Consider the following 25,860-nt stretch of genomic DNA (forward strand, 5'->3'; position numbering starts at 1 on the left):
AATTATTTTAAAGCGAACGTATACTTTCTTCCAACGGCTCATCACCGAGAGCCAATCCAATACAGTCTATATTTATCGAGGAAAGTATCATGAACCTAATTAACATCATTAAACCGAACAGTACAATGGCATCAGTATTATCTTTATTTGGTCGAGTAGGGCTATCAGCCATTTTTATACTGGCTGCGATTAATAAAATCCAATACTTCGAAGGTAATGCTACATACATGGCTTCAAGTGGATTACCAAGCGAGCTGCTGCCATTGGTTATAGCCTTTGAATTGATAGGAGGGCTTTTCATTCTTGCGGGAGCATTTACTCAACTGACAGCAATTGCATTTGCGGGGTTTAGTATTGTCAGTGCGTTGCTGTTTCACTTTGATCTGGCCGACCAAATGCAGTTCTTAATGTTTTTTAAAAATATTGCCATGGCTGGTGGTTTTCTCGCACTTGCCGCGTCAGGTGCTGGTAAATTCAGTATTGATAGTAAGCTCGAAGAAAGTAAGTAATGACAAAATAAAAGCGCACAGGGTTGGGACCGTGCGCTTTTGGTTGTCCTGTTACGCCTGCTTAAATTTTATTTGCGCGACAAAAAATAATGCTAGCGTTTGTGTAATTAAGACGGCCGCATGGAGGTAAACAGGAAAACCCAAAGTTGCATCGATGGTCGAAAGCGCTAACTGGGAAATATGGAAAGTTGGCAACAGCCAAGCAAACCATTGCATTGCTTCAGGAAATAGCCCGATAGGCAGCCACAGACCTGAAAGCAGCGAAAGTGGTAGGTAAACTAAATTAACCACCGCAGGTGCCGCTTTTGCTGGCACTGACAGCCCAACTAACAACCCTAACATACACAAAGGCAAGGTGCCGAGTAGGGTAATTGTAACCACGAGTAACCATTGAGCTAAACTTAAAGACAAGACGGAAAATAATGCCAGTAAGCTCATTAGGCAGGCTACGAGCAATGAAAAAGCCGTCGCACTCACACACTTTGCGAGCAGATACTGATAGGGAGAAACGGGAGATAGTTGTTTGAGTATCAGCCAACCATTTTGCTTTTCAAGGGCGACGTTAACGCCAAAGGAAAATAGCGCAGGTCCTATCATGCCAAATATCAGATAATTGATATACATATAGTTATGGGAGTCACCATGACTGAACACCACGCCGAAGAAAAGATAAAACAAGCAAGGAAATAGTGTGGCTGGGATCACAAAACCCTTACTTCTAAATGTGCTCAAAAGTTCAGTTTTGCTTTCAAGTATAAAAGATGCAGTGTTTATCATGGTTAAGCGCTCCTCGCATTCATCAGTGATAAATAAGCCTCTTCGAGGCTCATTGGGGCTACATGTAAATTGCGAATAGAAAATTTCTCTAATAACTGCTGCAAAATATGATTTGGCTCATCCGTCAAGATAGTGAACTGATCGCCTTTAATATTCAGGTCTATCATAGGTATCGCATTAACCAGTGCTGCAGCAGACAGGTCGCTGGTGAACTTGATTTGTGACCGACGATAGGTGCTGGCAAGTTCAGGTATGTCGTTAAGCTTGGTACATTTTCCTTCTTTTAAAACTAACAATTCATCCGCTAATGCTTCTGCCTCGTGAAGATAGTGTGTGGTAAGGAGTACCGTTTTACTTTGTTGTTTTAACGTGCGTACGGCCTGCCACAGCTGCTGTCTTGACTCTACATCCATACCAACACTAGGTTCATCCAAAAAAACAATGTCGGGATTGCCTACGAGTGCAATTGCCATAAACAGTCGTTGTTTTTGCCCCCCAGATAACGTATCGAAAGTTTGTTCTAAAAATGGTGTTAATTGGCAGAGTGAAATTAAACTCTCTAATGGAATTGGGGCTTGATGGTAACTTGCAAATAACGCCAGAAACTCCCTCACCTTGGTTTGCAGAGGTAGCCCGCCTAATTGCATCATGGCACCCACGCGCTGGCGGCAAAAGTCAGACTCAGGTTGGTGGCCAAGAACAGAAACTCGTCCTGACGTGGGTCTTAGTCTGCCGAGCATTATGTTGATCAAGGTGGTTTTTCCTGCGCCGTTTGGGCCAAGAATGGAATATACCTTACCCTGTTCAAGCGTAAGGTTTAGATCTGCTAATATCGGCTTAGTATTGTCGTATGCAAAACTGATATTTGATAACTCAATGGCATTGCTCACCGTCTTCGCTCCTACTTAACTGTACGATTTGCAGTATGCTTTGCTTTAAGGTGAGATGTGAGTGAGGGTTGTCAGAAAATAAAATGACAAATGTAATGACTTGAGAGGATAACTCACAGGCGTAGAATTATCTGTGAGTTATAGAGTATTACAGCCCTGTCATTTTTGATAAATGCGTGGAGAGGACTAGCTGAATTTTAGTGTCAGGGGCCTTTACAGTAAATAAAGCCTCTTCGAAATCGCCTTTTGACAAGCTATCGTGAATGTTGTTTGACAGTGCGTAAGGCTCACTAGGCATCCCCATAAATGGGAAAATCATTCGATCCATGCCACCGTCACTATCTTCGTCGTGGATAACCTGAATAGCGTATTGACCTGCAGGTACGTTTTCAAAAGTGACTCTGGTGTTGGGCGTTTGCGGCGTAACAATCAATTTGCGAAAAAAGTTAGCATCAGGATCATTCACATTTTTGTCGCTGTGGTAGTCAGCGCTGTTGTCAAATAACAGTACCAGCATTTGACCATCGGTATTGGTGACATCCGTAATTTCAACCGTTAGATTGGTTGGGGGACCTGTAACCGTATTTACACTTACCGGACTTGTTGAACTACACGCCGCAAGTAATGCCAGCGCAAACAATAGACTTAGGGACCTCATCCTTTGCTCCTATTAAGGGTTAAATTGTAGCCCCTCTAGCTTGTCAGAGAATAATCTAATTACAATTAAAAATTGTTCAATATGGTCGGTATCAGAAGCTGTTCAGACCAGTGATTGACGGCGCTACTTATGGTTTGTGATGTTCGTTCTTTTTAATCGAACAAAATAGCCAAATTTGACTAATTTTATTCTCTCGCAGGTTTGATAGGCTAACCATTAAATTATTGAGCTGAACGTATTACTTCATGTTCAGGCGAATTTGAGAGCTATTATGAAGATTATTCGAATTAACAAGGCACAGGCGACACGAGATGGTGCTGGTGTAAATATTAACCGCATCGCTGGATTTGATGGCAAGAGTTTAGATCCTTATCTCATGATTGATGAATTAAAGTCAGATAATCGCAATGACTTTGTGGCTGGCTTCCCACCGCATCCACACCGAGGCATTGAAACCTTTACCTATATTCGCAAAGGCGGCTTTGAGCATAGAGATCAAATGGGTAATATCAAAGCCATTCGCAGCGGTGATGTACAATGGATGAGTACTGGGCGTGGTGTGGTGCATTCAGAAATGCCGCTAAGTGACGCAGAGGGCATGCATGGCTTCCAGATTTGGTTAAATATGCCAGCAAAAGACAAAATGCGAGCGCCTAAATACCAAGATACAATTGAGCACCCTGTGCCGCAAATAGCGATAGCAAAAAAAGGTCATTTCAAAGCATTGGCGGGCACATGGCAAGTGGCAGGCGAGGTACTGACATCGTCATTACAGTCTCTTTCAGGCGGGGGAGCACTTGCTGATGTGGCTTTAGCTGCGGGAAGTCAATTGCACCTTGAACTGGCTCAGTTTGGCAAGGTGATGATCTATATTCATACGGGCAAACTTGAAAACTATGGGGAGCAAACGTTGCTTGAGCTTGACCCAAGCCAAAATTTTGATCTCCTCGCGACGGATGATGTTGGCTTTTTGATCCTTGCTGGGCAGCCAATTGAGGAAAAAATAGCGCATATGGGACCATTTGTGATGAATACTCAAGAGGAGCTTCATCAAGCAGTAAAAGATTATCAACAAGGACGCTTCGGCGATATTGTATAGGGGGTTTACATGGGATTATTAATCGAAGGTCAATGGCATGATAAATGGTATGATACGAAAAGTAGCCAAGGCAAGTTTGAGCGTGAGTCTGCAAAGCTAAGAAATTGGGTAACAGCAGACGGCAGTGCGGGGCCAACGGGTAAAGCGGGCTTTAAAGCCGAGTCCGGACGTTACCATTTGTATGTTTCTCTTGCATGTCCATGGGCTCATAGAACGCTCATTTTCCGAAAGCTTAAACAGCTAGAGGCGCATATCGACGTATCGATTGTTGACCCTGATATGTTGGACCAAGGGTGGCGCTTTACGAGTCAGCGTCCAGAAGTCGGTGATAGCCTGTATCAGCTCAGTTTTATGCATCAGCTGTATACTAAAAACGATCCAAGTTATTCGGGCCGAGTCACGGTGCCTGTCCTTTGGGATAAACAAACGAAGCAAATCGTGAGCAATGAATCGAGTGAAATTATCCGTATGTTTAATCATGCGTTTAATCAGATAACGGGAAACGACACCGATTATTACCCAGAGGCGTTAAAGCATGAAATCGATGAAATAAATGAGTTTGTTTACCACAATATCAATAATGGTGTATACAAGGCCGGATTTGCAACTACCCAAGATGCCTATAGTAGTGCTGTAAATGCGTTATTTAACGCGCTAGATAAGCTCGAGGCAAGGCTTGCTGCGCAACGTTATCTTGTGAAAGGACAATTAACGGAAGCCGACTGGCGATTATTTACGACTCTCATCCGTTTCGACAGCGTGTACCATGGTCACTTCAAGTGCAATATTAAGCAAATCGAAGATTACCCCAATATTTCTGCGTATGTGCGTGACTTATATCAACATCAAGGTATTGCAGATACGGTTGATTTTTACCACATTAAAAGACACTACTACTTTAGCCACACGATGATCAATCCAACCCAAGTAGTACCAGAAGGGCCAAGCATTGATTATCACCGTTTTCATAATCGTAAAGGTATTTCGTTGTAAATGACCTGACTTATTATGCTGAGTTCATGGTAAGGAAGCTTTGTCTTTGTTTCTATTTGGACTAGATTTAATAATGCGTTTGCTTGTAGCTGCCTTTTGTGCTTAAGTGCGAACGCATTTTAGGTCTTTATGCCTAACACTCAGGCCACTGTCCAAGGAGAAAATGTGTCTTCTTCCAATATTGCTAAGAGCGCTATCGCACTGCTGCTCGCCGTGATGGTAAGTGCTATCTTATATTTTGAAAATAGCATCCATCGTGACCTAAACGAGAGCTTTTTCCAGCGGTTAGAGCAGGTTCATTCAGCGCAAAACAGTATTTATTTGGGAGAAATCGACGATAATCGTCGGTTTCTTTATTTTCTATTAGACACCCCACCAATTCAGGGGATCGCCAGAGCGGAAAAAAACAATGGTATCGACCCTCAAGAAAACACTCCGCTTGATATTTGGCGAGCACGACTAAGCACGATCTTTAGGTCAATGTTGTATTCGTATGATGGCCTTAACCAGATCCGCCTACTTGACGCCCATTCTGGGATGGAAATGGTTAGGGTTGAGCGGCAGCTAGGGCAGGTAATTGCTGTACCGGATAGCAAACTACAGGATAAGAGCGAAAGTGATTACTTTATCCAAGCACTGCAACTACCAGAGCGTACTATCTACTCTACAACTATCAACCTAAATCGCGAGTACGGACAAGTTGTCACGCCTTTTCAACCAACCAAACGTTTTACTCTACCGACTTACGATATAGATAACGACTTATTTGGTATATTGGTAATTAATACCAATGCTGAAAAGATGATTGACAGAATTGTCTCTCAAGCGCCAAGTATGCAACAAGTGATGCTCTTAGATGCAGATGACTCATTTATTTATCACCAAGAATTTTCGCTACGATACAGCAAAGACTTAAACCCCGAAATCAACTTTCAAACATTATATCGCGTGACGCCATGGTCGAATAAAGTCCAGCTGGTGGAAGACAAGTCGACGGGGGAACAGTTTTTAGCGCTCATTAACAAGGTTGCAGGGGCTAACTTTAATAATCTAAAGGTTAAGCTTGTTAATCTGATCCCTTTTGCTGCTTATCAGCAAAGTTTGAATGAAAAACGGTTAACCACCTATGCTTTACTCGCTGTTGCTTGCGGTGTATTTGCGCTAGTCTTTTTTGCGTTTTGGCAATATACCAGTAGTTTACGTGCGCTCGATTCAACGCGAGCAGAGTTTAAGGCGATTTTAGATGGCGCATCAGATGGTGTACTTGGCTTTGATAACAACCTAAAGCTCACCAGCTTTAATGAATCAGCAAAACACTTCTTTAAGCAATTAAAAAATAGCAGTTTAGGTAGTAACTCACAGTTTCTGCCAGAAGCTGTGCATCAGTTTGTATCTCGCTATGCTAATACGGTTTTACAGGGTGAAGTGGTGGAATCTAAGTCATTACAACTGAAGCTGAATGCCCATGAAAGTATTTGGCTTTCACTTAGTTTATCTCCAATCTACGCGGGAAATGAACGCATTCAGGGGGTGGCATTATTTGTTGAAGACATTACTGCGAAAAAAGAAGCGGAAGCACAACTAGTTGGTGCAAATGAGCGCTTAGAACAAGAGGTGAAAGAGCGTACCAAAGAGCTCGTGGATGCTCGAGATAAAGCCGCCAAAGCGTCAGAAGTGAAAAGTGCCTTTATATCTACTATCAGCCATGAAATGAGAACTCCCCTCAATGGTATTTTGGGGTCACTAAATTTGGTGAGAAAAGAGCCCGTTACTAAGCACCAGCATAAGTACCTAGAAATGATGGAAACTAGCTCGACTACGCTTTTGTCGTTAATCAATGATGTACTTGACTTATCGAAGATAGAGGCGGGTAAACTAGACATTGATAATGAACCATTCAACCCGCTCTCTGTCATTGAGCACGTCGCACTTTCTATGTCGGCAAAGGCCAAGGAGCAGAAGGTTACTTATATTTTAGATCAAACGGGTTTAGCGCATATTGAGTTGTGCGGTGATGCGGCGCGCGTTAAACAAATAATTTATAACCTCCTTAGCAACGCGATTAAATTCACTAAAAAAGGCCATGTGAAATTGACCGCAGTTACCGAGCAACTAGACGATACGGTATGGCTTAAAATCACAGTTGAAGACACTGGGGTCGGTATTGAAAAAGCCAATCACGGCAAGCTATTCCAATCGTTTAGTCAAGAGTCAGCTAACACCTCGAACGAGTTTGGTGGAACTGGGCTTGGGCTCTCTATTTGTAAACAGCTCGTAGAAAAAATGCTCGGCCATATTCATTTTGAGAGTGAAAAGTTTAAAGGGAGTAAATTTTGGTTTGAACTACCGTTTTCTAGTTCGCAAACTAAACCCATTGACGTGCCTGAAGTATTAGCTGGCAAAACAGCCTCTGTGTTCAGTAAAACAAAATTAGAGTCAGACATGATTGCTAAACTTATCAGTAAATGTGGTGGTGAGCTTGTACAGAAAGGCGCACAGAGTGATATATGCATCGTTACGAGTGAGCAAGATTACAATCAAGTAAAGTCGGCTCAAAATCAATTTGAGAAGCTTGTTTTAGTGGGGGATGAGCTTCAGCATATTAATGATTTCGACAATATTGTGCATATCTCTGCTCCTCTTCGGGTGGGGGAGTTTGTCGCGCTATTTGATTTAAATAAAGCAATTAGATTACAGCCCAGTTTGAAAAAGTCTGGTGAGACAGTGGCATTAAGCGGTAATTTAGTCGCGGGTTGTCATTTCTTGGTGGTAGACGATAATCAAATCAATCGGATTGTGGCTAAAGGCATCTTAGAAGGACAAGGGGCTAAAGTGAGCTTTGCCGTTGATGGCCAAGATGCCGTGAATAAACTACTGCTATTTGAGCATCAAGAAGTTAACTTTGATGCCATCTTTATGGACTGCAATATGCCAGGAATGGATGGTTATCAGGCCACAAGGGCAATTCGTCAGGGTCAAGGTGGTGATAAATACAAAGATGCGATCATTATTGCGATGACTGCCAGTGCACTTGCGGGTGAAAAAGAACGTTGCTTAAACGCGGGAATGGATGAATTTGTGACTAAACCTGTGGTCGTTGAGCGATTATTTGAAGTGCTGGAAGTCTTAGGAGTACACGCTAAGGATGATGACTCTGTGCTTATTCATCCCTTCGAGAGCGAGGAAGAAAAACAAGCGAAACAGCCAATAAATGAAGCTAACGTGCTAGAACGCCTCTCTGGAGATGATGAGTTACTTAAACAAGTATACACTTTGTTTTTGAGTGACTCTGAAAATCAAATGCAACAGCTTAGATTGAGTATTAAAAATAGTAATTGTGACGCATCAGCGAGGTACAGCCATGCACTTAAAGGTCAAGCAGGTGATTTGGCTGCAGATACGCTATTTGATTTGCTCGATAAAATAGAAACTTATGCGCGAGAACATCAAGCAGGACAGTGTAAATCACATTTGGCACAGGCGCAAAGTGAATACGATAAAGTCGTAGTATTTGCGAAAAAACGTGTGAGTGAGCTGGAGCTTGCAGGTGTTAGCGGTGAGTAGACCCGCGTGTGGTAGAATTAATAATGGTGACATTCACCATTATTAATTTCTAGGCCAATCGTAATCCATTTGCGTTGCTGTTTTTCTTGCAATAGATTGCCCGAAACGTTTTTTCACTAGCTCTAAACTCATATCAATACCAGCTGAAATACCCGCTGAGCTAGTAAAATTTTGATCCATGATAAACCTTACGTCCTCAACCACTTCTAGAGAAGGGTATTGTTCTCTCAAATCGTCGATATCTTGCCAATGGGTGGTGACTCGCTTTCCATCAATGAGGCCTGCTTCAGCATATAAAAATACGCCTGTACAAACTGATGCGCATTGAGAGGTATGGTTGGCAGTTTCTGCAAGCCAATTAAGTACGTTGTGATCGCTACAAATTTGGTGATGAAGCCCACCTACAACTATGAGCAAGTCAAACTTTGGATGCGAGTAGATGCTGTAATGGGGGTTTACACTCATGCCGCCACGCGAGGTTACTGGGATATGACTTGGCGCGACAAGGTTGACGTTAATCGGAGTCTCGATAAATCGCTTTGCGGTATTGAATACCTCAAACGGGCCGCAAAAATCTAAACACTCTGCACCGTCATAGATGAAAATACCAACTTCCATTATTTTTCCCTACAGATCAGTTTTTTACTAACTTGGCTGATTTTGGTTAAATTTTCAAGGTAAATTGTAACAACCGATGAAAAAAACAACTTAAATCTTGGTTTAGATACATTCAAACAGTCATGAATTCTCGCTTCTCTTCTCCATCGCAGAGAATCTTGCTTCTCTCGCAAAGCGATTGCACTTTTAGAGACGATCCGTAATATCTTACCCACGATAACAACAAGCGATGTAACAATATGTTCAAACCTACCATCACACTTTTAAGTGCTGCTGTATGTTTAGCCCTTGCGGGTTGTGCGGGCACAGCGGATCAAACTCAAGAACCAGTAAAACTACTTCAAAGTAAGCAATATGATAATGTGCTTTTGCAAGAGTTTTCAGGCCCTTATCAAGGCGTTCCTCATTTTGATAAAATGAAGCTTGAGGATTTAGAAGCCGCACTTGAAATAGGTATGGCTGATAATTTAAAAGAAATTGAAGCGATAGCTAATAACCCTGCGAAGCCAACTTTTGAGAACACAATCGTTGCGCTGGAAAGAGCGGGTGCTGCTTTGGATCGTGTATTTACCTACTACGGTCTTTGGCGTTCTAATATTTCAAGCCCTGAATTTAGAGAAATTCAATCGCGAGTGGTACCTAAGTTTTCAGAGTTCAGCTCTAAAATCACCCAAAACCAAGCGCTTTTTGAACGTGTAAAAGCAGTCTATGAAGGTGCTGAATATAAAAAGCTAACCGCAGAAGAGCAGCGTATTACTTGGATGCGTTATAACGGCTTTGCCCGTAATGGTGCGACGCTAAAAGGTGAAGACGCTAAGCGTTACGCAGACATTAATCTAGCGCTATCAAAGCTACATACTCAGTTTGCAAACAACGTCCTTGCAGACGAAGAAAACTACGTGGTTTACCTCACTAAAGCGCAATTGTCAGGTTTGCCTGAGTCGTTTGTTGCGTCGGCAGCGGCTGCTGCAAAAGCGCGCGGTAAGGCGGACATGTACGCGATTACCAACTCTCGCTCATCCATGGATCCATTTTTAACCTACTCAACAGAGCGTGAGTTACGCGAGAAAGTATGGAACAACTACTATAACCGTGGCAACAATGGTGGTGAGTACGACAACAAAGCGATTATCTCTGACATCTTAAAGTTGAGACATGAGCGCGTTAACTTATTAGGCTACGATAATTATGCGCAGTGGCGTCTCGAAGACCGCATGGCGAAAAAGCCTGAAAACGCGATGGCGCTGATGAAAAAAGTATGGCCAGCTGCAATTGCGCGTGTGAAAGAAGAAGTGGCTGACATGCAAGCGATCGCTGACAAAGAAGGTGCTGATATCACCATCAAGCCTTGGGATTATCGTTTTTACGCTGAGAAGGTACGTCAAGCCAAATATCAATTGGATTCAAACGAAGTTAAGGCTTATTTACAGCTAGATAATTTGCGTGAAGCGATGTTCTATGTGGCAGGTCGTTTGTTCAACTTTGAGTTCACTGAAGTGCCGAAAGGGTCGGTGTCTGTATTCCACCCTGATGTTCGTGTTTGGGAAGTAACAGACAAAACCACTGGTGATAATATTGGCCTCTGGTATCTAGACCCGTTCGCACGTAAAGGTAAGCGCTCAGGTGCGTGGGCCTTGTCATACCGCAGCCATACAACGTTTGATGGTAAAACAAATGTGCTTAGCTCAAACAACTCCAACTTTGTGAAAGCGCCAGAGGGTGAAGCAACTTTGATCTCTTGGTCTGATGCAGAAACCTATTTCCACGAGTTTGGCCACGCGCTGCATGCGCTTTCTTCAAACGTGAAGTATCCAAGTTCAAACTCTGGCGTGCGTGACTACACTGAGTTCCAATCTCAGTTATTGGAGCGTTGGTTGTCAACGGACGAAGTAATCAATCGTTACTTAGTTCACTATAAAACAGGCAAGCCTATGCCTAAAGCGCTAATCGAGAAAATCAAGAAGTCAGCAACCTTTAACCAAGGTTTCGCAACGACTGAATATCTTGGTTCGGCTATCATGGATATGCTTTTCCATACCACAGATCCAGACAAGATTGGCGACCCTGTTGCATTCGAAAAGTCTCAGTTAGGTGCGCTAGGCATGCCGGATGAGGTAGTGATGCGTCACCGCACCACCCACTTTGGTCACGTATTCTCAGGTGAAGGTTATTCAGCGGGTTACTACGGTTACCTGTGGGCTGAGGTATTAACCTCAGATGCAGCTGAAGCGTTTGCTGAAGCGCCAGGTGGCTTCTATGACAAAGACGTTGCACAGCGTTTGGTGGATTACCTATTCTCAGTTCGCAACTCAATGGATCCAGCAGAAGCGTATCGCAAGTTTAGAGGTCGTGATGCTGAGGTTGAAGCGCTGATGCGTGATAGAGGCTTTCCGGTAGAGAAGTAAAAAAGCTTACTCAACTATTCGGATAATAAAAAACCCTTTGGCATGATGCCAAGGGGTTTATTTTAGGATTAGATAGAGCTGTAGTACGAGAGTAGTTTGATATTGTCAGTCACTTTGCTATGGTAGTAAGTGTTCGCAAAACAACCAAAGGAGATTAGTTATGGCGAAGAAAAGCGATGTTAAAGCGCTTAAAAAAGAGCTGAAAGCGCGTAAAGCAAAGATTGAAAAGCATGAAGCGAAAATCAAAAAGCTGAAAAAAGCGATTAAAAAGGCTTAAAAGCCATTAGCCCTAGGTAAAGGGTATAAGTAAGCAAGCGGTAAATATACCGCTCTTTTTTGCGAGTCAGATTAAATCGAAAGGTGGCTATATAGCAACCAAGTTCCCACACAGATTAAGATCACCCCACCAAAGGTTTCAGCTCGACTACCAAGAAACTTTCCAGCCGAATGCCCAATCATCACACCAATTGTCACCATCATGGTGGTGGCGAGGCCAATGAGTGCGGCAGCGAGCCATATATTCACATCAACAAATGCGAGACTGACGCCGACAGCCATTGCATCAATACTAGTGCCAAATGCTGTTATAATGGTTCTGAACCAAGGCTGTTTTGCGTGTTGAGTTGGCGCTTCGTCATCACCCTTAAGGCTCTCATAAATCATATGAGCGCCAAGTCCGAACAGTAAGATAAAGGCAATCCAATGATCCCAAGCTTCGACATAGCCTGCAGCAGATTGTCCTATTAACCAGCCAAGCAGCGGTGCACTGGCTTCAATAATTCCAAAAATAAGGCCGATTTTTATGGCTTGAGTAAGCCGAGGTGATTTTAAGCTGGCGCCTTTACCGATTGCCGCGGCAAAAGCATCGGTAGACATAGCGTATGCTAATAGTAGCAGGGTGACGAAATTCATTTACATTGCTCCGGTCAGGCGATTTGAGTCCACGATACATCCACACGCCCAACCACAGGCATGGATACATCGATGGTCTCGCCAACCGAGAGGTGTCCGCACCATGGCATTTTGGCCAATTATGTTGATACGAACTCTTCCGAGCATTGGAAGCAGGCTACTCCCCAACGAGTTGCGATAATATCAAGAATTACATGGGAAGCAAAACCAAAATGGGGTTACTTGTTCCGATAGAAAGCATTTGCAGGCTATCCTCACGAAGGGGCGAAAAAGTCTATTTCGGCTGTGATAAGCTGCTCCGTTGAATCCCCAAGCATAAGTACTTCACCATCAGGGCTTACAAGAATGCTTTGGCCGATAAATTGAACTCCTGTTTCAGTAACGTGGTCCATACCAGTGCGATTTGCTGAAATAATATGGACTTTATATTTCTTGGCTTGCTTTCTAATTGTATCAAGACTGTCTTCACCACAATAATTTGAGGGATTTACAATTAACTGCACACCTTGCTTTGTAAGTTGGGTGAGTCCCTCTTCAAACCAGATGTCGTAACATAATAAAATACCCACTTTAACCCCCATTATTTCGTGCACTTTGAACGTATCACCGGCTTGAAAAAAGCGTTTGTCGGGTGGGGCTAAAAAAACCTTACGATGCACGCCGACAGCTCCTTCTGGCTTAACTATAACTGCACTATTAAAGTGATCACGACCAGCTTTTTCAATGATCCCTGCGATGATAGTTCCTTGTCGCTGCTGTGCTAAAGGTTGGAGTAGGCTGAGAGTCGTGCAATTAGGTAATTCCTCAGCCATCTCCTCCATATGAGTGTGATTAAGAAAGAGGCAACCTGAGGTACATAACTCGGGTAACACAATGAGATCAAAGTCTGCCTGTGATAATGCCTCGACTATGGTCGTTCGGTTGTATTGGGGGTCACCATATTTGACTGCAAATTGATAAAATCCTACTTTCATTTTTCACCTATGTTACGTTTGGTCAAGTAAACTGCCTAAAGGTCAGATTAAATCTAGCGCCAACCTCTTTAGGTGCGGGGGGGATGGCATGTTGGAATTGTGTTTGAAAGCCATTCCCCATAATAAATAATGAACCATCTTCTAGCAGCTGTTCAAATTGTTCATCGGGTTTTGCTTGATGACGAACTTGAAACAAGCGCTCGGCACCTAAGCTCAAAGAAGCGATAACATTAGTTGGCCCAAATGCGGACAGATCACTGTGAAAGTCCATGTACTCATCACCATCTGAATAAAAAATACAGACGCAGACGCTAAATTCGACGCCTATTTGAGCTTGTAGCCGTTGTTGTATTGATGAAATCAAATTAGGCCAAGCTTGGCGTCGACCATGGTAGCTAGGAAATACTTCCGGATCTTCGAGACTAGGGTCTACAAACATCATTTTCCAAGGTCTAATTTCCGTATTTTCACCGTTAGGCAAGGTGATGGTTTCAGGCTGAGACAAATCACAGTGTGTGATTAACCACTGATACAGTAATTGGCTCTCTGCCTTGGTAAGAAATGCTGGAATATATTCTGCCTCGGCATTATTTAAAAGTGGAAGCTTCATGATTAACTCCTTGTTGTTGCTATTTTTCTTTAAAAAAGAAAAGCACTAAAGCAATACACTAAAGCAGCTCCCTTTTCCTACTTCAGAAGTCGCGCTGATCCTCCCTTTATGGCGGTGGATAATTTGCTGGCTGAGTGCAAGTCCAATTCCCGAGCCATGAGGTTTTGTGGTAAAAAATGGTACAAATATCTTATCGAGTGCGCTGGGCTCTATTCCTTCCCCGTTATCAGCAACTTTGATCTCACATTTGCCGTAGCGATTAATCGTTGCTGATACTGTCACTACTTTTTCTTGGTTGTTATGTTTCATGGCATCTTTGGCGTTGTTTAGTAGGTTGAGCAGCACTTGCTCTATCATCTTTCTATCAACATTAATGCTTAGCGCAGCGGGCGTCACGTCAAAGTGTAGGCTGATATTTGCGTCACGAAAGTCGCTTTTTATCAATGGCGTGATGTCATCAAATAAAGTCTGTACTACAAGCGGTTGGAGGTCAAGTTCAGGGATATGTGTGAGCTTTCTGTAGTTATCTATAAAGCCAAGTAAAGACTGGCTCCTAACACCAATCGCTTGTAGGCTTTGTAAGTAGTCTTCAACGAGTTCTTGGTCTGTCACCGCTTCGGCTAACTGATTATTGGTGATATTAATTAGCGTATTTGAGAGCGAATAAATCGGTGCGACGGAGTTTCCTATTTCATGGATAAGCACGCGGATCAGCTTTTGCCAAGATTCGATTTGGGTACTCTCTAGCTGCTCTGAAATTGCAGTAAAAAGCCAAAGTTGGTATTGGTTGTCTTGATTGGAAAACGTAAAATATTTAAATAGTAAGTCTTTGGTAATGTGGCTACCTACTTTGGCTTGTTCAAGCTCTGGGTGTGCTGCAAGTAGTGAGTGTCCAGACTCTGCGCCGCGAATATCCAACAATTGCTTTGCGCTGTTATTACAAATCAAAATGGTGTGGCCATTTTTGATAAGGATCAGACCTGCTTCTATGTGTTGTAGCATCGTTTCATAAGTGGTGACGAGCTCTGTCTGCTTGGCTTTATCTTGCTGAGCTTTCTGAATAAGCTCGTTACAGGTTGTAAGTGCTTGCTTACTTATTGGGTGCTTTTTATCAATTCTAAAGCTGCCATCTTGATACTTGAGCGCAGTAAACACCTCTTCGAATCGTTGTTTTTGTCTTTTCAGTGTGGCAATAGACAGCACTGTGAATAGCACTGCAATCGCAATGGATAACCCACTAAACAAAAAGACGTAGCTGTGGAGAAAGCCCAATACACCAAGCGTGGCGAATACAATGGCCGCGAGTTGAAAAATGGCCATGCGAGCGAGGCTATTATTCCACATCATACTTCTCCATTTTACGGTACAGTGACGCGCGGGTGATCCCAAGCGCTTTAGCTGCATGGCTGATATTTCCCTTAAAGTCTCGGACCGCCCGCTCTATGGTGTGTTGCTCTATTTCTGCGAGATTGTAGGTGTCAAAAAGTCCCACTCTCTCTTGCGTGCTTGCCGCTGGACTGGCGAGCTGAAACTGTAATTGGGTTGAGTCAGATAAAATAACAGCACGTTCAACCAAATGTTGTAATTCTCGAATATTACCGGGCCATTGATATTTGACTAAATCAGCCATCATTTTGTCGCTGACCGTTTTACACGCGAGCTTGTACTTTTTGCTGTATAGATCAGCATAAAACTCAATAAGTAGTGGAATATCTTGAGGTCTATCTCGTAGTGCTGGAAGTGTGATCTCTACGGTATTAATGCGGTATAACAAGTCCTGACGAAAACTGCCTTCGCGAACCATGTCATACAAATTCATATTGGTTGCGGTGATAAGGCGCAGATCAACCTCTATTTGTTTGCTACCACCTACTGGCGTAACTACTCGATTTTGGATCGCAGTAAGTAACTTTCCCTGTAACTCGAGCGGAATATTAGCTATTTCATCCAAAAATAAAGTACCGGATTCCGCAAGTTCAAAGCGACCTGGCTTATTGGCTTTCGCATCTGTAAATGCGCCTTTCATATGGCCGAACAACTCACTTTCGAACAAAGAGCTGGCGATCGTGCCCATATCTACAGACATAAAGGTATTGTCTTTTCGTAAAGATTGTTTATGTAGCTCTCTGGCAACGACTTCTTTACCAGTGCCGCTTTCACCTAAGATTAAAACGTTGGCGTCGGTTTTAGCGGCCTTCTCTATGGTCTGAAAAACTTGCTCCATTGCTGGACTTGAAGCAATTAAATGCTCGAATGGCTTGTTTTGCGCTGCCATTGAGATTTGTGCGATTTGCGTAAGTTTCTTGGACTTTTTCCGTTGTTCGCTCAACTCGATGCAGTTGGCAACCGTTGCGAGTAGCTTTTCATTTTGCCAAGGCTTGAGGACAAAATCGTTGGCGCCAAGCTTGATGGCATCCACTGCCATCGCTAGATCGCCATAGGCGGTGAAGAGCACAACCACAGCATCTCCGTCCAGGGCTTTTATTTGTTTGAGCCAGTAGAATCCTTCGGCGCCGGAGGTTGATTCTCGAGTAAAGTTCATGTCGAGCAATATCAGAGCAAAGTCCTGTTCCGACATTGTTTTAGCGATGTCATGGGGATTCTCTAGCGTCACCACTTTTTTGTAATATTGTTTGAGCAACATTCTCGTGGCGACGAGAATTTCGCTGTTGTCATCGACAACTAAAATTGCCTTATCGCTGATAGTCATTACATTTCCTTTCCCAATCAAACTGTACGATATCGTACACTAGGTGTTTAATTTTTTTACACTCTTTTGTTCCATTATTCTATAGAGTTAATTTATGAATTTGATTTTTATGGGTTTTTTGGTTTGGCACGCAACTTGAGTTATTAGGCTAACCTAAACTCAAGAGGGTGACAAAATGGATAGAAAAATCACACCTAACAAAAGATTTCAGCTGTGGTGGCTGGCGCTACCTATTATAGCAGTAGCGTATTTTGCATTTGATAGTGCAGCGAGTAGCAGTGGGGAACGTGTTAATCTGGCGATGGATAAAGTCAAGATAAGTACAGTGACAAAGGGTGAGTTTCATGATCTTATTCCGCTTAGAGGCAGCATCAAGCCGAGTAAGTCTGTGTATCTAGATGCCATCGAAGGTGGCCGAGTCGAAGCGCGTTTCGTCGAAGAAGGTGCGATGGTTAAAAAGGGTGACAAGTTGCTAACACTGAGCAACACCAGTCTGCAACTGGATGTGATCTCCCGTGAGGCGCAGATCTCAGAGCAGCTAAATAACCTACACAATACCCGCTTAGCGATAGAGCAAAACCGTTTAAACTTAAAACGAAACCTATTAGAGCTAGACTTTCAGGTAACGCAAAGTGAGCGAAAGCTTGCACAGTTGAAGCGCCTTGGTAGCGGTAATTTAGTTTCAAAAGGCGAGCTACAAGCGGCCGAAGATGAAACTGAGTATCTAAAAAACCGTCGTAAGTTAATTATTGAGCAGCAGCAACAAGATGAAAAAATCCGTACGGCACAAATTGCACAGCTAGAAGATAGCGTCGAGCAGCTCAATAAAAACTTGAGCTTTGCGCGTAAAAATCTTGAAAACCTAATTATCAAAGCGCCTATGGATGGTCAATTGACTGCGCTAGACGCAGAATTAGGTGCTTCAAAGGCGAGAGGCTCACGTTTAGGGCAAGTTGATATTGTGTCTGAATATAAAGTGTCGGCCCAAATTGATGAGTTTTACCTAGGCCGCGTGTATGCAGGACAAACCGCAAGGTTAACGCTGCAGGGGAGGCAGTATGAGCTAACGCTCGCAAAGGTCTATGCCGAAGTGTCAAATGGTCGCTTTGAAGTGGATTTAACTTTTAATGCTGCGCTGCCCAGCGACATGCGTAGAGGTCAAAGTTTACAGTTGGAGTTGTTATTAGCAGATGCGAAAGCCGCGACTTTAATACCAAATGGTGGATTTTATCAAGATACCGCTGGCAAGTGGGTATTTGTACTAGAGCAGGGCAGCCAGGTGGCGGTGAAGAAATCGGTGACGTTTGGCGAGCGTAACAACAAATATATTGAAGTACTTGATGGGTTGGCGGTCGGCGACCGAGTGATCACCTCAAGTTACAGCAGCTTTAAAGACATGCAGTCGGTCAGTTTGACTCGTTAATAGAATTAAAAGGCAAAAGAATATGTTACATCTAACTAAAATAAATAAAGTTTTTCGTACTGAGCTGATTGAGACTTACGCCCTTGAGGATGTCACGGTGACCGTAGAGCGTGGCGAGTTCGTTGCTATCATGGGACAGTCAGGTTCAGGTAAGTCTACCTTACTCAATATCATCGGCATGCTAGACCATATTGATGGTGGCGAGTATGTTTTTGATGGCAAGAACATCAGCCATTTAAGTGAAGGTCAGCTTGCTGATATTCGTAAAGACAATATTGGCTTTATCTTCCAAAGTTTTAACCTTATCGATGAGCTCACTGTGTATGAGAACGTTGAGCTTCCGCTTATTTATCAGGGGATCGCTAAAGCCGAGCGAGCACAGCGTGTGATAGCCGTGCTTGAAAAAGTAAATATTGCGCATCGCAAAGATCATTACCCACAGCAGCTTTCAGGTGGTCAACAGCAAAGGGTTGCAGTTGGGCGTGCGATTGTTGCAAAGCCAAAAATGATTCTAGCGGATGAGCCAACCGGTAATCTTGACTCAAAAAATGGTGAAGAAGTCATGGGGCTGCTAGCACAGCTTAATCAAGAAGGGGTAACTATAGTCATGGTGACGCACTCAGAACACCATGCAAATTATGCGCATCGCACGATCCATGTATTGGATGGCCATATTGTTTCGAGTCAAATGCAGGAGGTTCGTTGTGCTTAAAAACTACCTGTTAATCGCGTATCGTAGTTTACTACAACAAAAGCTCTACTCAACAATCAATATTTTGGGTTTGGCGATTGGTTTAGCTATTTGTATCAGTATGGCTATCTTTGTTGAGTCTGAGTTGGGTTATGACAAGTTTATTAAGGGTCATGAGCAAATCTATCGCTCGTCTGTAAAATGGATGCCGCCAAGTGCGCCTGAACAATACTATGCGCAAGGGCAAGTATTTAACGCTGAAAACTATCAAGCACATTTTGAAGAAGTGATTGATGCTACTCGCTTTCGAGAAGTGAGTGTTGCGCTTGGACACGGCAAGGAAAGTTTTCTTCATGATGGTGTATTCCTCGCTGATCCCAACTTTGTCGATTTTTTCTCCTTAGATGTAATTGACGGAGAGCGTCAGTCGGCACTTGAGGCTCCAAACACCATTGTTTTAACCCAAGCAGCTGCAATGCTCTATTTTGGTCGTACGAATGTTGTCGGAGAGTCTTTACTTGGTGCAGGAAAACTACCGTTAAAAGTGAGCGCCGTGATAAAAGATTTGCCACTGCGCACCCATTTAAATGTCTTTGCGCTCATCAGTATGGCAACGGCCACCACTTATTATGGTGATAACAGCTGGCAGCGTGACCCAAGTTTTAACTATTTCACCTACGTTAAATTAGCGGATGGGGTAACCGGTGAAGATGTTGAAGCAAAAATCCCAAATTATTTAGAAAATCATTATGGCCCGGGAACTAGCGACACCCTTGGCTTTGAGTTAATGCCTGTCACCGATATTTACCTTCACTCACATCAGTATGGTGAAATGAAAGAAAATGGTGATATCAATACCGTTTATTCGTTTAGTGTTATTTCAGCGCTTATTCTCTTTATTGCGTGTGTTAACTTTATGAATTTGTCGACCGCCACAGCAACCAAGCGCGCAAAGGAAGTGGGAGTACGTAAGACATTAGGCGCTAAACAGCAGCATTTAGTTGTGCAGTTTGTGGTTGAGGCGATGATGTTGAGTTATATCGCGTTGATCATTGCTGTAGCGCTGGTTGAGGCCGGTTTGCCCTTGTTTGCGAGCTTTATCGGCAAGCCGCTCAGTTTTGACTTCTATTCAGAGCCGTTAGTGTTGACTACGCTGTTGCTGTTAGGGTTATTCGTTGGCTTAATCTCAGGCGCATACCCAGCCTTTTACCTAAGCCGCTTTAAACCTGCTAAAGTGCTTAAAGGAGAAGTGACACAGGGTAAATCTGGTGCGCTGCTGCGTAAAGGGCTGGTGGTATTTCAATTTAGTGTAGCCGTGGTGCTTATTATCGCCACCACAGTATCTAACCAGCAACTAAAGTATGCCAGAGCCATAGAACTCGGTTATGACAAAGACAATACTTTTGTGCTGAGCCGTCTTTATACAGACATCGCCAGTCAACAACGTAGTGCACTAAAAACACAACTGCTCTCTCATCCAAATATTGTCAGTGTGACAGCAAGTTCAGCGGTACCAACAGAGACCATTGTCGATGCTTTTGGGATGGTTAATCCAAAAACACAATTGTCACAAACCATGCCGACATTGGCAGTAGATGAAGATTATTTTAGCAGCTACAACATAAAGTTACTGAGTGGTCGAGGGTTTAGTCGCGATTTTCCTGCAGATAAGTTTGTGATGCCGAGTGCGGCTGAGCCAAATCCGCGTTTTTCGGTTGTGATTAATGAAAAGGCGGCGCAGAGTTTAGGATTTAGTGCTGATGAAGCAGTTGGTAAGACATTTGAAGTACGATTAACTCGCCATTCAAGCGCTATGGCGACTATCATCGGGGTAACGCACAACTATTATTTTTCTTCACTTAAAACAGAGATAAGCCCAACGTATCACTTGCTAAGAGAGAGTGAAGGCAATTCGATGGCGATTAAATTCCAAGGTGATATAACGCAAACTCGCGACTTCATAGAGGATACCTGGCGCAAGCTAGTACCAGAACAAGAAATGGAGCTGACTTATCTACAGACTAAATTTGAGCAGATGTATCGCCAGGAAGACAAAGAAATCATTGTGTTTAACTTGTTCTCTATACTGGCTATTTTCATTGCTTGTTTAGGCTTATTTGGTCTTGCCTCTTTTTCCACAAAAAGACGCACCAAAGAGATTGGGGTACGTAAAGTACTTGGAGCTTCGGTGATGGATATTGTGATATTGATCAACAAGAAATTCTCAAAGCAAGTGATGATCGCAAACCTGATAGCGTGGCCGCTTGCGTACTTTGTGATGCAGCAGTGGCTAAACAACTTTGTCTATCGTATTGACCTTTCAATCGTGCCATTTTTAATTGCAGCAAGTTTAGCGTTTGCAATCGCTTGGCTAACGGTTAGCTCGTTAACGTTAGTTGCTGCACGAGCACGGCCTGTAAAATCACTAAAATATGAGTAAAAGGAATAAACTCCTGCGGTGCTGTTATAGCAAAAGTAATTAACTGCGTTGAATTTACGTACCAGCTTACTGTTGGTACGTAAATTCACCTTGCCTTTAGGAATAGCTGCTAGATTGCCTCTCCAAACACTCGGTTTTTACCATTTTCTTTAGCTTCATACAGCGCTTTGTCTGCTCTTTCTACTAACGCTTCAACTGGTTGATTGATATTATCCTCGCTAAGTGTAGCGACGCCTGCACTAACCGATACGGCTTTTAGTGGCGAAAGTTTATGTTCAATCGCGGTTTCGAAGAAAGTTTGTACAACTCTTTGCGCGATCTCTAAGGCGAAAGAATAGGGGGTATTAGGCAGTAAGATGGCAAACTCTTCACCGCCGTACCTGTACAGCGCATCCATAGGTCGACGAATATGATTTTTAGCGGTGTTTACAAAAACCTTCAAGACATCATCACCCATCAAATGACCATATTCATCGTTATAGAGTTTGAAATAGTCAACATCGAGCATCACAATACTAAGCGGACTGTTTGAGCGCTTTGCACCGCGATAATGGCGCTCCAAGTCAGTATCAAATAACCTGCGATTAAACGCTTCGGTAAGTCCGTCAACGTATGAATACTCTCTAAGTTGATCGGCTTGCTTTTTATACTTCAGGTGGGTGAGTACGCGATTAAACAGCGTGCGCGCCACGATTGGTTTACTGATGAAATCAACAGCTCCTGCATCCCAGCACATTTCTTGCTGATTTTCTTTAATGTTGGATGTCACAAATATGACGGGAATTCGGGCGGTTATTGGATCTTTTTGAAGCTCCGTACAGGCTTCTATACCCGTTATCCCTTCTAACATCCAGTCCATTAGGATTAAGTCTGGTAATGCAAGTTTTACATATTCCATGGCCTTCTCAGCACTTTCAAAAGCAACTACTTTGCATATATCTTCTAAACATGCGCATAGCACCTTTTGAGTGAGTGGTGAGTCTTCTATTACTACTATGGTACAGTTGTTTAGTTCTACTACGTCTTCAAACATGCTACTGCCTTGGTTTCTGTTGCAGGTTTAGATTAATGTGCTACGTCTCTATTTAAAAAGTAGAGTGTGCTTAAGCGACTATGATTAGTCTTAGCACTAGGCAAGCATTGCACTATAAATAAAGAACCCTACGTAAGATATAGTATAGACATTTTTATGCTGTAACACACTTATTGCGTAACATTTAAATTACTTTTATCTTGAATAATGTATTTTTCCTACTATAGATCTTATTACCTGTTCCCAAAGTAAATTCCTATGACAGACTCAACCTCACTTGAGAAAGCAGACAGATTTATTGGTGATGATTCTCTTTCCGATTTAATTTTTGACAATATCCCAGACTACGCCTTTATCAAAGATGATCAGCTTAGGATCGTAAAAGCGAACGATGCTTTTTGCTCCATGTATCCAGAAGAAGCCAGAGAGAAAATTATTGGCTACACCACACTTGACTCTTATCAACCAGAAGAAGTTGAAGAGTTTATCAAAGATGATAAAAAAGCCTTGGAAACAGGGTATGCAGAGTGTTTGGAGATTATCAATTTCCCAGATGGTGGCGTCAGAACATTATTTACTCGCAAAAAGCGATTCTATGATGCCAAAGGCGCGACGTTTATTTTGGGGCTTTCCAGTGACGTGACCGAAAGGGAGCATCTTGTTGCTCAGTTAAAGCGCTCCAATGAAGCCTTAGACGAATTTGCTTATATTGCCTCTCACGATTTAAAAGCGCCACTCAATGCGATTTCTAAGTTGGTAACTTGGATTGATGAAGACTACGGCGATGAGTTACCCGAAGGCGCTAAGGAGAATTTTGATTTAATTCAGCAGCGTGTGTCGAGAATGAGTAAATTGCTCCATGATTTACTGATTTACTCGCGGGTAAATCGAAAGCATAGCGAAAACGAAACGTTTGAATTCTGCGAATTTACAAAAGAGATATATGACTCTATTGATATTGAGGCGAAGCTGAAATTGGAATGCACTTCTCTAATTGTAACCTTACCGAAAACGGCATTAGAAGTTGTTACCCGTAATTTAATTAGCAACTCGCTTAAACACCATGACTGTGAAAATGGCTCACTAATAATCCACGTTAAAGAAAGCGCTAAAGAGTATGAAATGCATTTTATTGACGATGGTCCAGGGATCCCACCTGAGTATAGGGAGAAAGTATTTGAAATGTTCCAAACGCTTAAACCTAGAGATCAACAAGAAGGTAGCGGTATGGGATTGGCAATCATTAAAAAAGTGCTCAATCACTATGGCGGTTCAGTTGATATTGTAGATAGTAACGTTGGCACTGAGTTTGTACTCAAGTGGCCAAAAGTAGATACCAGAGTTAACCCTAATTAGGATTCATTTTATGCAAAATAATGATATTACAGTGCTGGTCGTCGAGGATGATGACATTGACTATATGACAGTAAAGCGCAGTTTTGCAAAGCGCAAGATAATGAACCCTATGGTACGGGCAATTGATGGCGTTGAAGCGTTAGAATTCTTACAAGCTAAGAAAATAGAGTATCCATTTATTGTTTTATTAGATTTAAAAATGCCTCGTATGGGTGGGCTTGAGTTTTTAGCTCGGTTGAGAGAAGACCCTGAGCTACAAGATACCGTTGTGTTCGTACTTACTACTTCGAAAGATGAAGATGATATTCATCATAGTTATGAAAAAAACGTAGCGGGATATTTTTTAAAAGAAGAAGCAAGTAACTCAATGATGAGCCTCGTTGATATGTTGGATGGGTATTGGCGAATTGTACAGTTTCCAACTAAGTAATGAGGTTGTAAATGAATATATTGCTTGTTGACGATGATATAGTTGACCGAAAGATGATCCGCCGCTCCCTAGTGAAAGGTGGGATTGAACATCAATTGACAGAAGTCAGTACGGTAGAAGAAGGAATATTTGCGCTCGAAGAGCTTTGCTTCGACCTATTACTACTGGATTACAATATGCCGTCCAAAAATGGTTTGGACTTACTCATCGAACTCAGGCGTGTTAACCATATTAAAGATTTAACCATAGTCATGATCAGCAATTCGCATTCTGAAGAGTTGGTTTTGAAATGTCTAGATTTGGGTGTACAGGACTTTCTACTCAAAGAAGAGGTCACTGCATCGCTTTTAAGCCGTTCTATTATTCAAGCCAGAAAACGTTTTGAGTTAGAAAGTCAGCTGCATAATAGCTACTTGCAAGTAAAGCAGATGGCCGAGCGCGACTCATTGACGGGGTTGTATAATCGTTACTACTTCGAGGAGTCTTGCCAGCGGCTGATGCAAGCCGATAAAAAGCGCTATAAGTGTGTTGGGATCCTTGTCGTCGATATCGTCGATTTTAAAAAGATAAATGACCGTTTTGGCCATGAAATCGCCGATCAACTTTTACTTGAACTAGGAGCAAGCTTTAATAGGCATACCAAGCAAGAAGATATTGTCAGTCGCTTTGGTGGAGACGAGTTTGCTTGTTTGATGGTGACTTGTGATAACCCGCTGCAAATTAAAATAGAAGCTGAAAAGCTTGTTCGTTTGTTGAGTCGAAGCTATTCAATTTATGAGCTGGACATCTACTGCCAAGTAAGAATGGGAATTTCTCTTTATCCGCTCAATGGTAATAACGCTGATGATTTAATACGTTTTGCTGATATTGCACTATTTAGGGCTAAATCCTCCCAAAGTACAATGGCGTGTATTTTTGAAGATAATATGCAGACCGAGTTCCAGATGAAGTATAACGTGGAGCAAGATTTACGAGGCGCAATAGATAGGCAAGAGTTAGAGTTGGCATTTCAGCCAATTGTCGATATTCAGCAGGCTAAAGTGGTGTCTCTAGAAGCGTTGATCCGGTGGCCTACGGCAAAATACACAAGCAATCCTCAAGAATTTATTGCGATAGCTGAAGAGTCGAAGCTCATCGAGCCTTTGGGAAAGTGGATTATTGAGCATGCGATCACCACATTAAAGCAGATACAGACAAAGTGCGGATATCCTATTCGTTTGGCAATAAACCTTTCACCATTACAGCTCGGAGACATTGCTCTGCCTGCGTTCATCAATGATTGTTTAAAGCAAGCAGATATGGACGGTACTTTATTTACGTTTGAGCTAACAGAAACAGCGCTTTTAAATGAAAATAAACGGGTAACATCAAGCCTAAGCCGCATAAAAGAGCTTGGCTGCAAGATTGCGCTAGATGATTTTGGAACGGGCTATTCTTCAATATCACATTTGCTCAATTATCCAATTGATATTGTTAAAGTGGATAAATCGCTTACCGACAGAATTGAGGTAGACGATAGAGGGAAAAGGATATTTTTGGGTTTGATTGATATGCTCAAAAGCCTACAGTTGAGCATTGTTGTTGAAGGTGTTGAGAAATATCAGCAGTACTATGTTTGTAAAGAGGCAAAAGTAGATAAAATTCAGGGTTATTACTTTTCGAGCCCTGTTTCTGAAAAGTCCGTAGTGAAAACGATAAAAGCGGTAAATCGCGACCTTGCCAGAGAATTTAAAGCAATGCAGTAGAAAGATAAAGCCAGCAGTAGCGG

Annotated in this window: 21 protein-coding genes and 1 riboswitch; of the genes, 11 read left to right on the plus strand and 10 right to left on the minus strand. The window is 42.6% G+C overall.

Annotated elements, in window-relative coordinates:
* Positions 1 to 89: 89 nt before the first annotated feature.
* Entirely contained in the window at positions 90 to 509 is a 420-nt protein-coding gene (locus CWC29_RS19750; protein ID WP_138521249.1) for a DoxX family protein, read from the plus strand.
* A gap of 51 nt (positions 510 to 560) precedes the next feature.
* Here CWC29_RS19750 and CWC29_RS19755 read toward each other — a convergent pair whose 3' ends face one another.
* The 3 genes from CWC29_RS19755 to CWC29_RS19765 form a co-directional block, all read right to left on the minus strand.
* Positions 561 to 1,286, minus strand: a complete 726-nt coding sequence (locus tag CWC29_RS19755) for an ABC transporter permease (protein WP_138521247.1) — start codon at positions 1,284 to 1,286, stop codon at positions 561 to 563.
* Positions 1,287 to 1,288: 2 nt separating this feature from the next.
* Positions 1,289 to 2,176, minus strand: a complete 888-nt coding sequence (locus CWC29_RS19760) for an ABC transporter ATP-binding protein (protein WP_138521245.1) — start codon at positions 2,174 to 2,176, stop codon at positions 1,289 to 1,291.
* A 148-nt stretch (positions 2,177 to 2,324) separates the two neighbouring features.
* Positions 2,325 to 2,834, minus strand: a complete 510-nt coding sequence (locus CWC29_RS19765; RefSeq protein WP_128726991.1) for a DUF2141 domain-containing protein — start codon at positions 2,832 to 2,834, stop codon at positions 2,325 to 2,327.
* A gap of 271 nt (positions 2,835 to 3,105) precedes the next feature.
* On the opposite strand from CWC29_RS19765, the gene CWC29_RS19770 reads away from it, so the two are divergent.
* From CWC29_RS19770 to CWC29_RS19780, 3 genes are all read left to right on the plus strand, one after another.
* Entirely contained in the window at positions 3,106 to 3,933 is an 828-nt protein-coding gene (locus CWC29_RS19770; protein ID WP_138521243.1) for a pirin family protein, read from the plus strand.
* Between the two features lie 9 nt (positions 3,934 to 3,942).
* Positions 3,943 to 4,926 (plus strand): glutathione S-transferase family protein, encoded by a 984-nt coding sequence (locus CWC29_RS19775; protein WP_128726989.1) that lies wholly within the window; start codon positions 3,943 to 3,945, stop codon positions 4,924 to 4,926.
* Positions 4,927 to 5,091: 165 nt separating this feature from the next.
* Positions 5,092 to 8,490, plus strand: a complete 3,399-nt coding sequence (locus CWC29_RS19780) for an ATP-binding protein (RefSeq protein WP_138521241.1) — start codon at positions 5,092 to 5,094, stop codon at positions 8,488 to 8,490.
* A 42-nt stretch (positions 8,491 to 8,532) separates the two neighbouring features.
* Here CWC29_RS19780 and CWC29_RS19785 read toward each other — a convergent pair whose 3' ends face one another.
* Positions 8,533 to 9,108, minus strand: a complete 576-nt coding sequence (locus tag CWC29_RS19785) for a DJ-1/PfpI family protein (protein WP_128726987.1) — start codon at positions 9,106 to 9,108, stop codon at positions 8,533 to 8,535.
* A gap of 239 nt (positions 9,109 to 9,347) precedes the next feature.
* Between CWC29_RS19785 and CWC29_RS19790 the strand changes: the two genes are divergently transcribed.
* Complete coding sequence (locus CWC29_RS19790) at positions 9,348 to 11,513, plus strand: M3 family metallopeptidase (RefSeq protein ID WP_138521239.1); 2,166 nt, start codon at positions 9,348 to 9,350, stop codon at positions 11,511 to 11,513.
* Between the two features lie 348 nt (positions 11,514 to 11,861).
* On the opposite strand, the gene CWC29_RS19795 is transcribed toward CWC29_RS19790, so the two are convergent.
* From CWC29_RS19795 to CWC29_RS19815, 5 genes are all read right to left on the minus strand, one after another.
* Positions 11,862 to 12,425, minus strand: coding sequence for a manganese efflux pump MntP (locus CWC29_RS19795; RefSeq protein WP_138521237.1), 564 nt, complete (start codon positions 12,423 to 12,425; stop codon positions 11,862 to 11,864).
* 7 nt (positions 12,426 to 12,432) lie between these two features.
* A riboswitch (yybP-ykoY riboswitch) is annotated at positions 12,433 to 12,603 on the minus strand.
* Between the two features lie 76 nt (positions 12,604 to 12,679).
* Positions 12,680 to 13,399 (minus strand): nitrilase-related carbon-nitrogen hydrolase, encoded by a 720-nt coding sequence (locus tag CWC29_RS19800; protein ID WP_138521235.1) that lies wholly within the window; start codon positions 13,397 to 13,399, stop codon positions 12,680 to 12,682.
* A gap of 22 nt (positions 13,400 to 13,421) precedes the next feature.
* Positions 13,422 to 14,009 (minus strand): alpha-ketoglutarate-dependent dioxygenase AlkB, encoded by a 588-nt coding sequence (locus CWC29_RS19805; protein ID WP_138521233.1) that lies wholly within the window; start codon positions 14,007 to 14,009, stop codon positions 13,422 to 13,424.
* A 45-nt stretch (positions 14,010 to 14,054) separates the two neighbouring features.
* Positions 14,055 to 15,356 carry a sensor histidine kinase gene (locus CWC29_RS19810; RefSeq protein WP_235956694.1) on the minus strand — a complete coding sequence of 434 codons (1,302 nt, stop codon included), beginning with the start codon at positions 15,354 to 15,356 and terminating at the stop codon, positions 14,055 to 14,057.
* Positions 15,343 to 16,719 (minus strand): sigma-54-dependent transcriptional regulator, encoded by a 1,377-nt coding sequence (locus tag CWC29_RS19815; RefSeq protein WP_138521231.1) that lies wholly within the window; start codon positions 16,717 to 16,719, stop codon positions 15,343 to 15,345. The genes CWC29_RS19810 and CWC29_RS19815 overlap by 14 nt, the downstream gene beginning before the upstream one ends.
* Positions 16,720 to 16,894: 175 nt before the next feature.
* Here CWC29_RS19815 and CWC29_RS19820 point away from each other — a divergent pair, with 175 nt between their 5' ends.
* From CWC29_RS19820 to CWC29_RS19830, 3 genes are read left to right on the plus strand one after another with little or no spacing between them, the layout of a single operon-like run.
* On the plus strand, positions 16,895 to 18,142 hold the full coding sequence (locus tag CWC29_RS19820; RefSeq protein ID WP_138521229.1) for an efflux RND transporter periplasmic adaptor subunit: 1,248 nt from the start codon (positions 16,895 to 16,897) through the stop codon (positions 18,140 to 18,142).
* Between the two features lie 22 nt (positions 18,143 to 18,164).
* Positions 18,165 to 18,854: an ABC transporter ATP-binding protein gene (locus CWC29_RS19825; RefSeq protein ID WP_138521227.1), complete on the plus strand. Its 690-nt coding sequence runs from the start codon at positions 18,165 to 18,167 to the stop codon at positions 18,852 to 18,854.
* Positions 18,847 to 21,273, plus strand: a complete 2,427-nt coding sequence (locus CWC29_RS19830; RefSeq protein ID WP_138521225.1) for an ABC transporter permease — start codon at positions 18,847 to 18,849, stop codon at positions 21,271 to 21,273. The genes CWC29_RS19825 and CWC29_RS19830 overlap by 8 nt, the downstream gene beginning before the upstream one ends.
* Before the next feature lie 109 nt (positions 21,274 to 21,382).
* Here CWC29_RS19830 and CWC29_RS19835 read toward each other — a convergent pair whose 3' ends face one another.
* A complete protein-coding gene (locus tag CWC29_RS19835) occupies positions 21,383 to 22,306 on the minus strand; it encodes a GGDEF domain-containing response regulator (RefSeq protein ID WP_138521223.1) in 924 nt (307 codons plus the stop codon).
* Positions 22,307 to 22,564: 258 nt separating this feature from the next.
* Here CWC29_RS19835 and CWC29_RS19840 point away from each other — a divergent pair, with 258 nt between their 5' ends.
* Genes CWC29_RS19840 through CWC29_RS19850 form a run of 3 tightly spaced genes read left to right on the plus strand, consistent with a single transcriptional unit; the run spans position 22,565 to position 25,837 of the window.
* On the plus strand, positions 22,565 to 23,662 hold the full coding sequence (locus CWC29_RS19840) for a sensor histidine kinase (protein WP_128726977.1): 1,098 nt from the start codon (positions 22,565 to 22,567) through the stop codon (positions 23,660 to 23,662).
* Between the two features lie 10 nt (positions 23,663 to 23,672).
* Positions 23,673 to 24,092 carry a response regulator gene (locus CWC29_RS19845; RefSeq protein ID WP_128726976.1) on the plus strand — a complete coding sequence of 140 codons (420 nt, stop codon included), beginning with the start codon at positions 23,673 to 23,675 and terminating at the stop codon, positions 24,090 to 24,092.
* An 11-nt stretch (positions 24,093 to 24,103) separates the two neighbouring features.
* On the plus strand, positions 24,104 to 25,837 hold the full coding sequence (locus tag CWC29_RS19850; RefSeq protein ID WP_128726975.1) for an EAL domain-containing response regulator: 1,734 nt from the start codon (positions 24,104 to 24,106) through the stop codon (positions 25,835 to 25,837).
* Positions 25,838 to 25,860: the final 23 nt, after the last annotated feature.

Origin of the sequence: Pseudoalteromonas galatheae, from assembly GCF_005886105.2 — a bacterium.
Classification (GTDB): Bacteria; Pseudomonadota; Gammaproteobacteria; order Enterobacterales; family Alteromonadaceae; genus Pseudoalteromonas; species Pseudoalteromonas galatheae.

Coding starts and splice junctions, on each gene's coding strand:
- CWC29_RS19750 (WP_138521249.1), top strand. CDS start 90: ATGAACCTAATTAACATCATTAAACCGAACAGTACAATGGCATCAGTA.
- CWC29_RS19755 (WP_138521247.1), bottom strand. CDS start 1,286: ATGATAAACACTGCATCTTTTATACTTGAAAGCAAAACTGAACTTTTG.
- CWC29_RS19765 (WP_128726991.1), bottom strand. CDS start 2,834: ATGAGGTCCCTAAGTCTATTGTTTGCGCTGGCATTACTTGCGGCGTGT.
- CWC29_RS19770 (WP_138521243.1), top strand. CDS start 3,106: ATGAAGATTATTCGAATTAACAAGGCACAGGCGACACGAGATGGTGCT.
- CWC29_RS19775 (WP_128726989.1), top strand. CDS start 3,943: ATGGGATTATTAATCGAAGGTCAATGGCATGATAAATGGTATGATACG.
- CWC29_RS19785 (WP_128726987.1), bottom strand. CDS start 9,108: ATGGAAGTTGGTATTTTCATCTATGACGGTGCAGAGTGTTTAGATTTT.
- CWC29_RS19790 (WP_138521239.1), top strand. CDS start 9,348: ATGTTCAAACCTACCATCACACTTTTAAGTGCTGCTGTATGTTTAGCC.
- CWC29_RS19795 (WP_138521237.1), bottom strand. CDS start 12,425: ATGAATTTCGTCACCCTGCTACTATTAGCATACGCTATGTCTACCGAT.
- CWC29_RS19800 (WP_138521235.1), bottom strand. CDS start 13,399: ATGAAAGTAGGATTTTATCAATTTGCAGTCAAATATGGTGACCCCCAA.
- CWC29_RS19805 (WP_138521233.1), bottom strand. CDS start 14,009: ATGAAGCTTCCACTTTTAAATAATGCCGAGGCAGAATATATTCCAGCA.
- CWC29_RS19810 (WP_235956694.1), bottom strand. CDS start 15,356: ATGATGTGGAATAATAGCCTCGCTCGCATGGCCATTTTTCAACTCGCG.
- CWC29_RS19815 (WP_138521231.1), bottom strand. CDS start 16,719: ATGACTATCAGCGATAAGGCAATTTTAGTTGTCGATGACAACAGCGAA.
- CWC29_RS19820 (WP_138521229.1), top strand. CDS start 16,895: ATGGATAGAAAAATCACACCTAACAAAAGATTTCAGCTGTGGTGGCTG.
- CWC29_RS19825 (WP_138521227.1), top strand. CDS start 18,165: ATGTTACATCTAACTAAAATAAATAAAGTTTTTCGTACTGAGCTGATT.
- CWC29_RS19835 (WP_138521223.1), bottom strand. CDS start 22,306: ATGTTTGAAGACGTAGTAGAACTAAACAACTGTACCATAGTAGTAATA.
- CWC29_RS19840 (WP_128726977.1), top strand. CDS start 22,565: ATGACAGACTCAACCTCACTTGAGAAAGCAGACAGATTTATTGGTGAT.
- CWC29_RS19845 (WP_128726976.1), top strand. CDS start 23,673: ATGCAAAATAATGATATTACAGTGCTGGTCGTCGAGGATGATGACATT.
- CWC29_RS19850 (WP_128726975.1), top strand. CDS start 24,104: ATGAATATATTGCTTGTTGACGATGATATAGTTGACCGAAAGATGATC.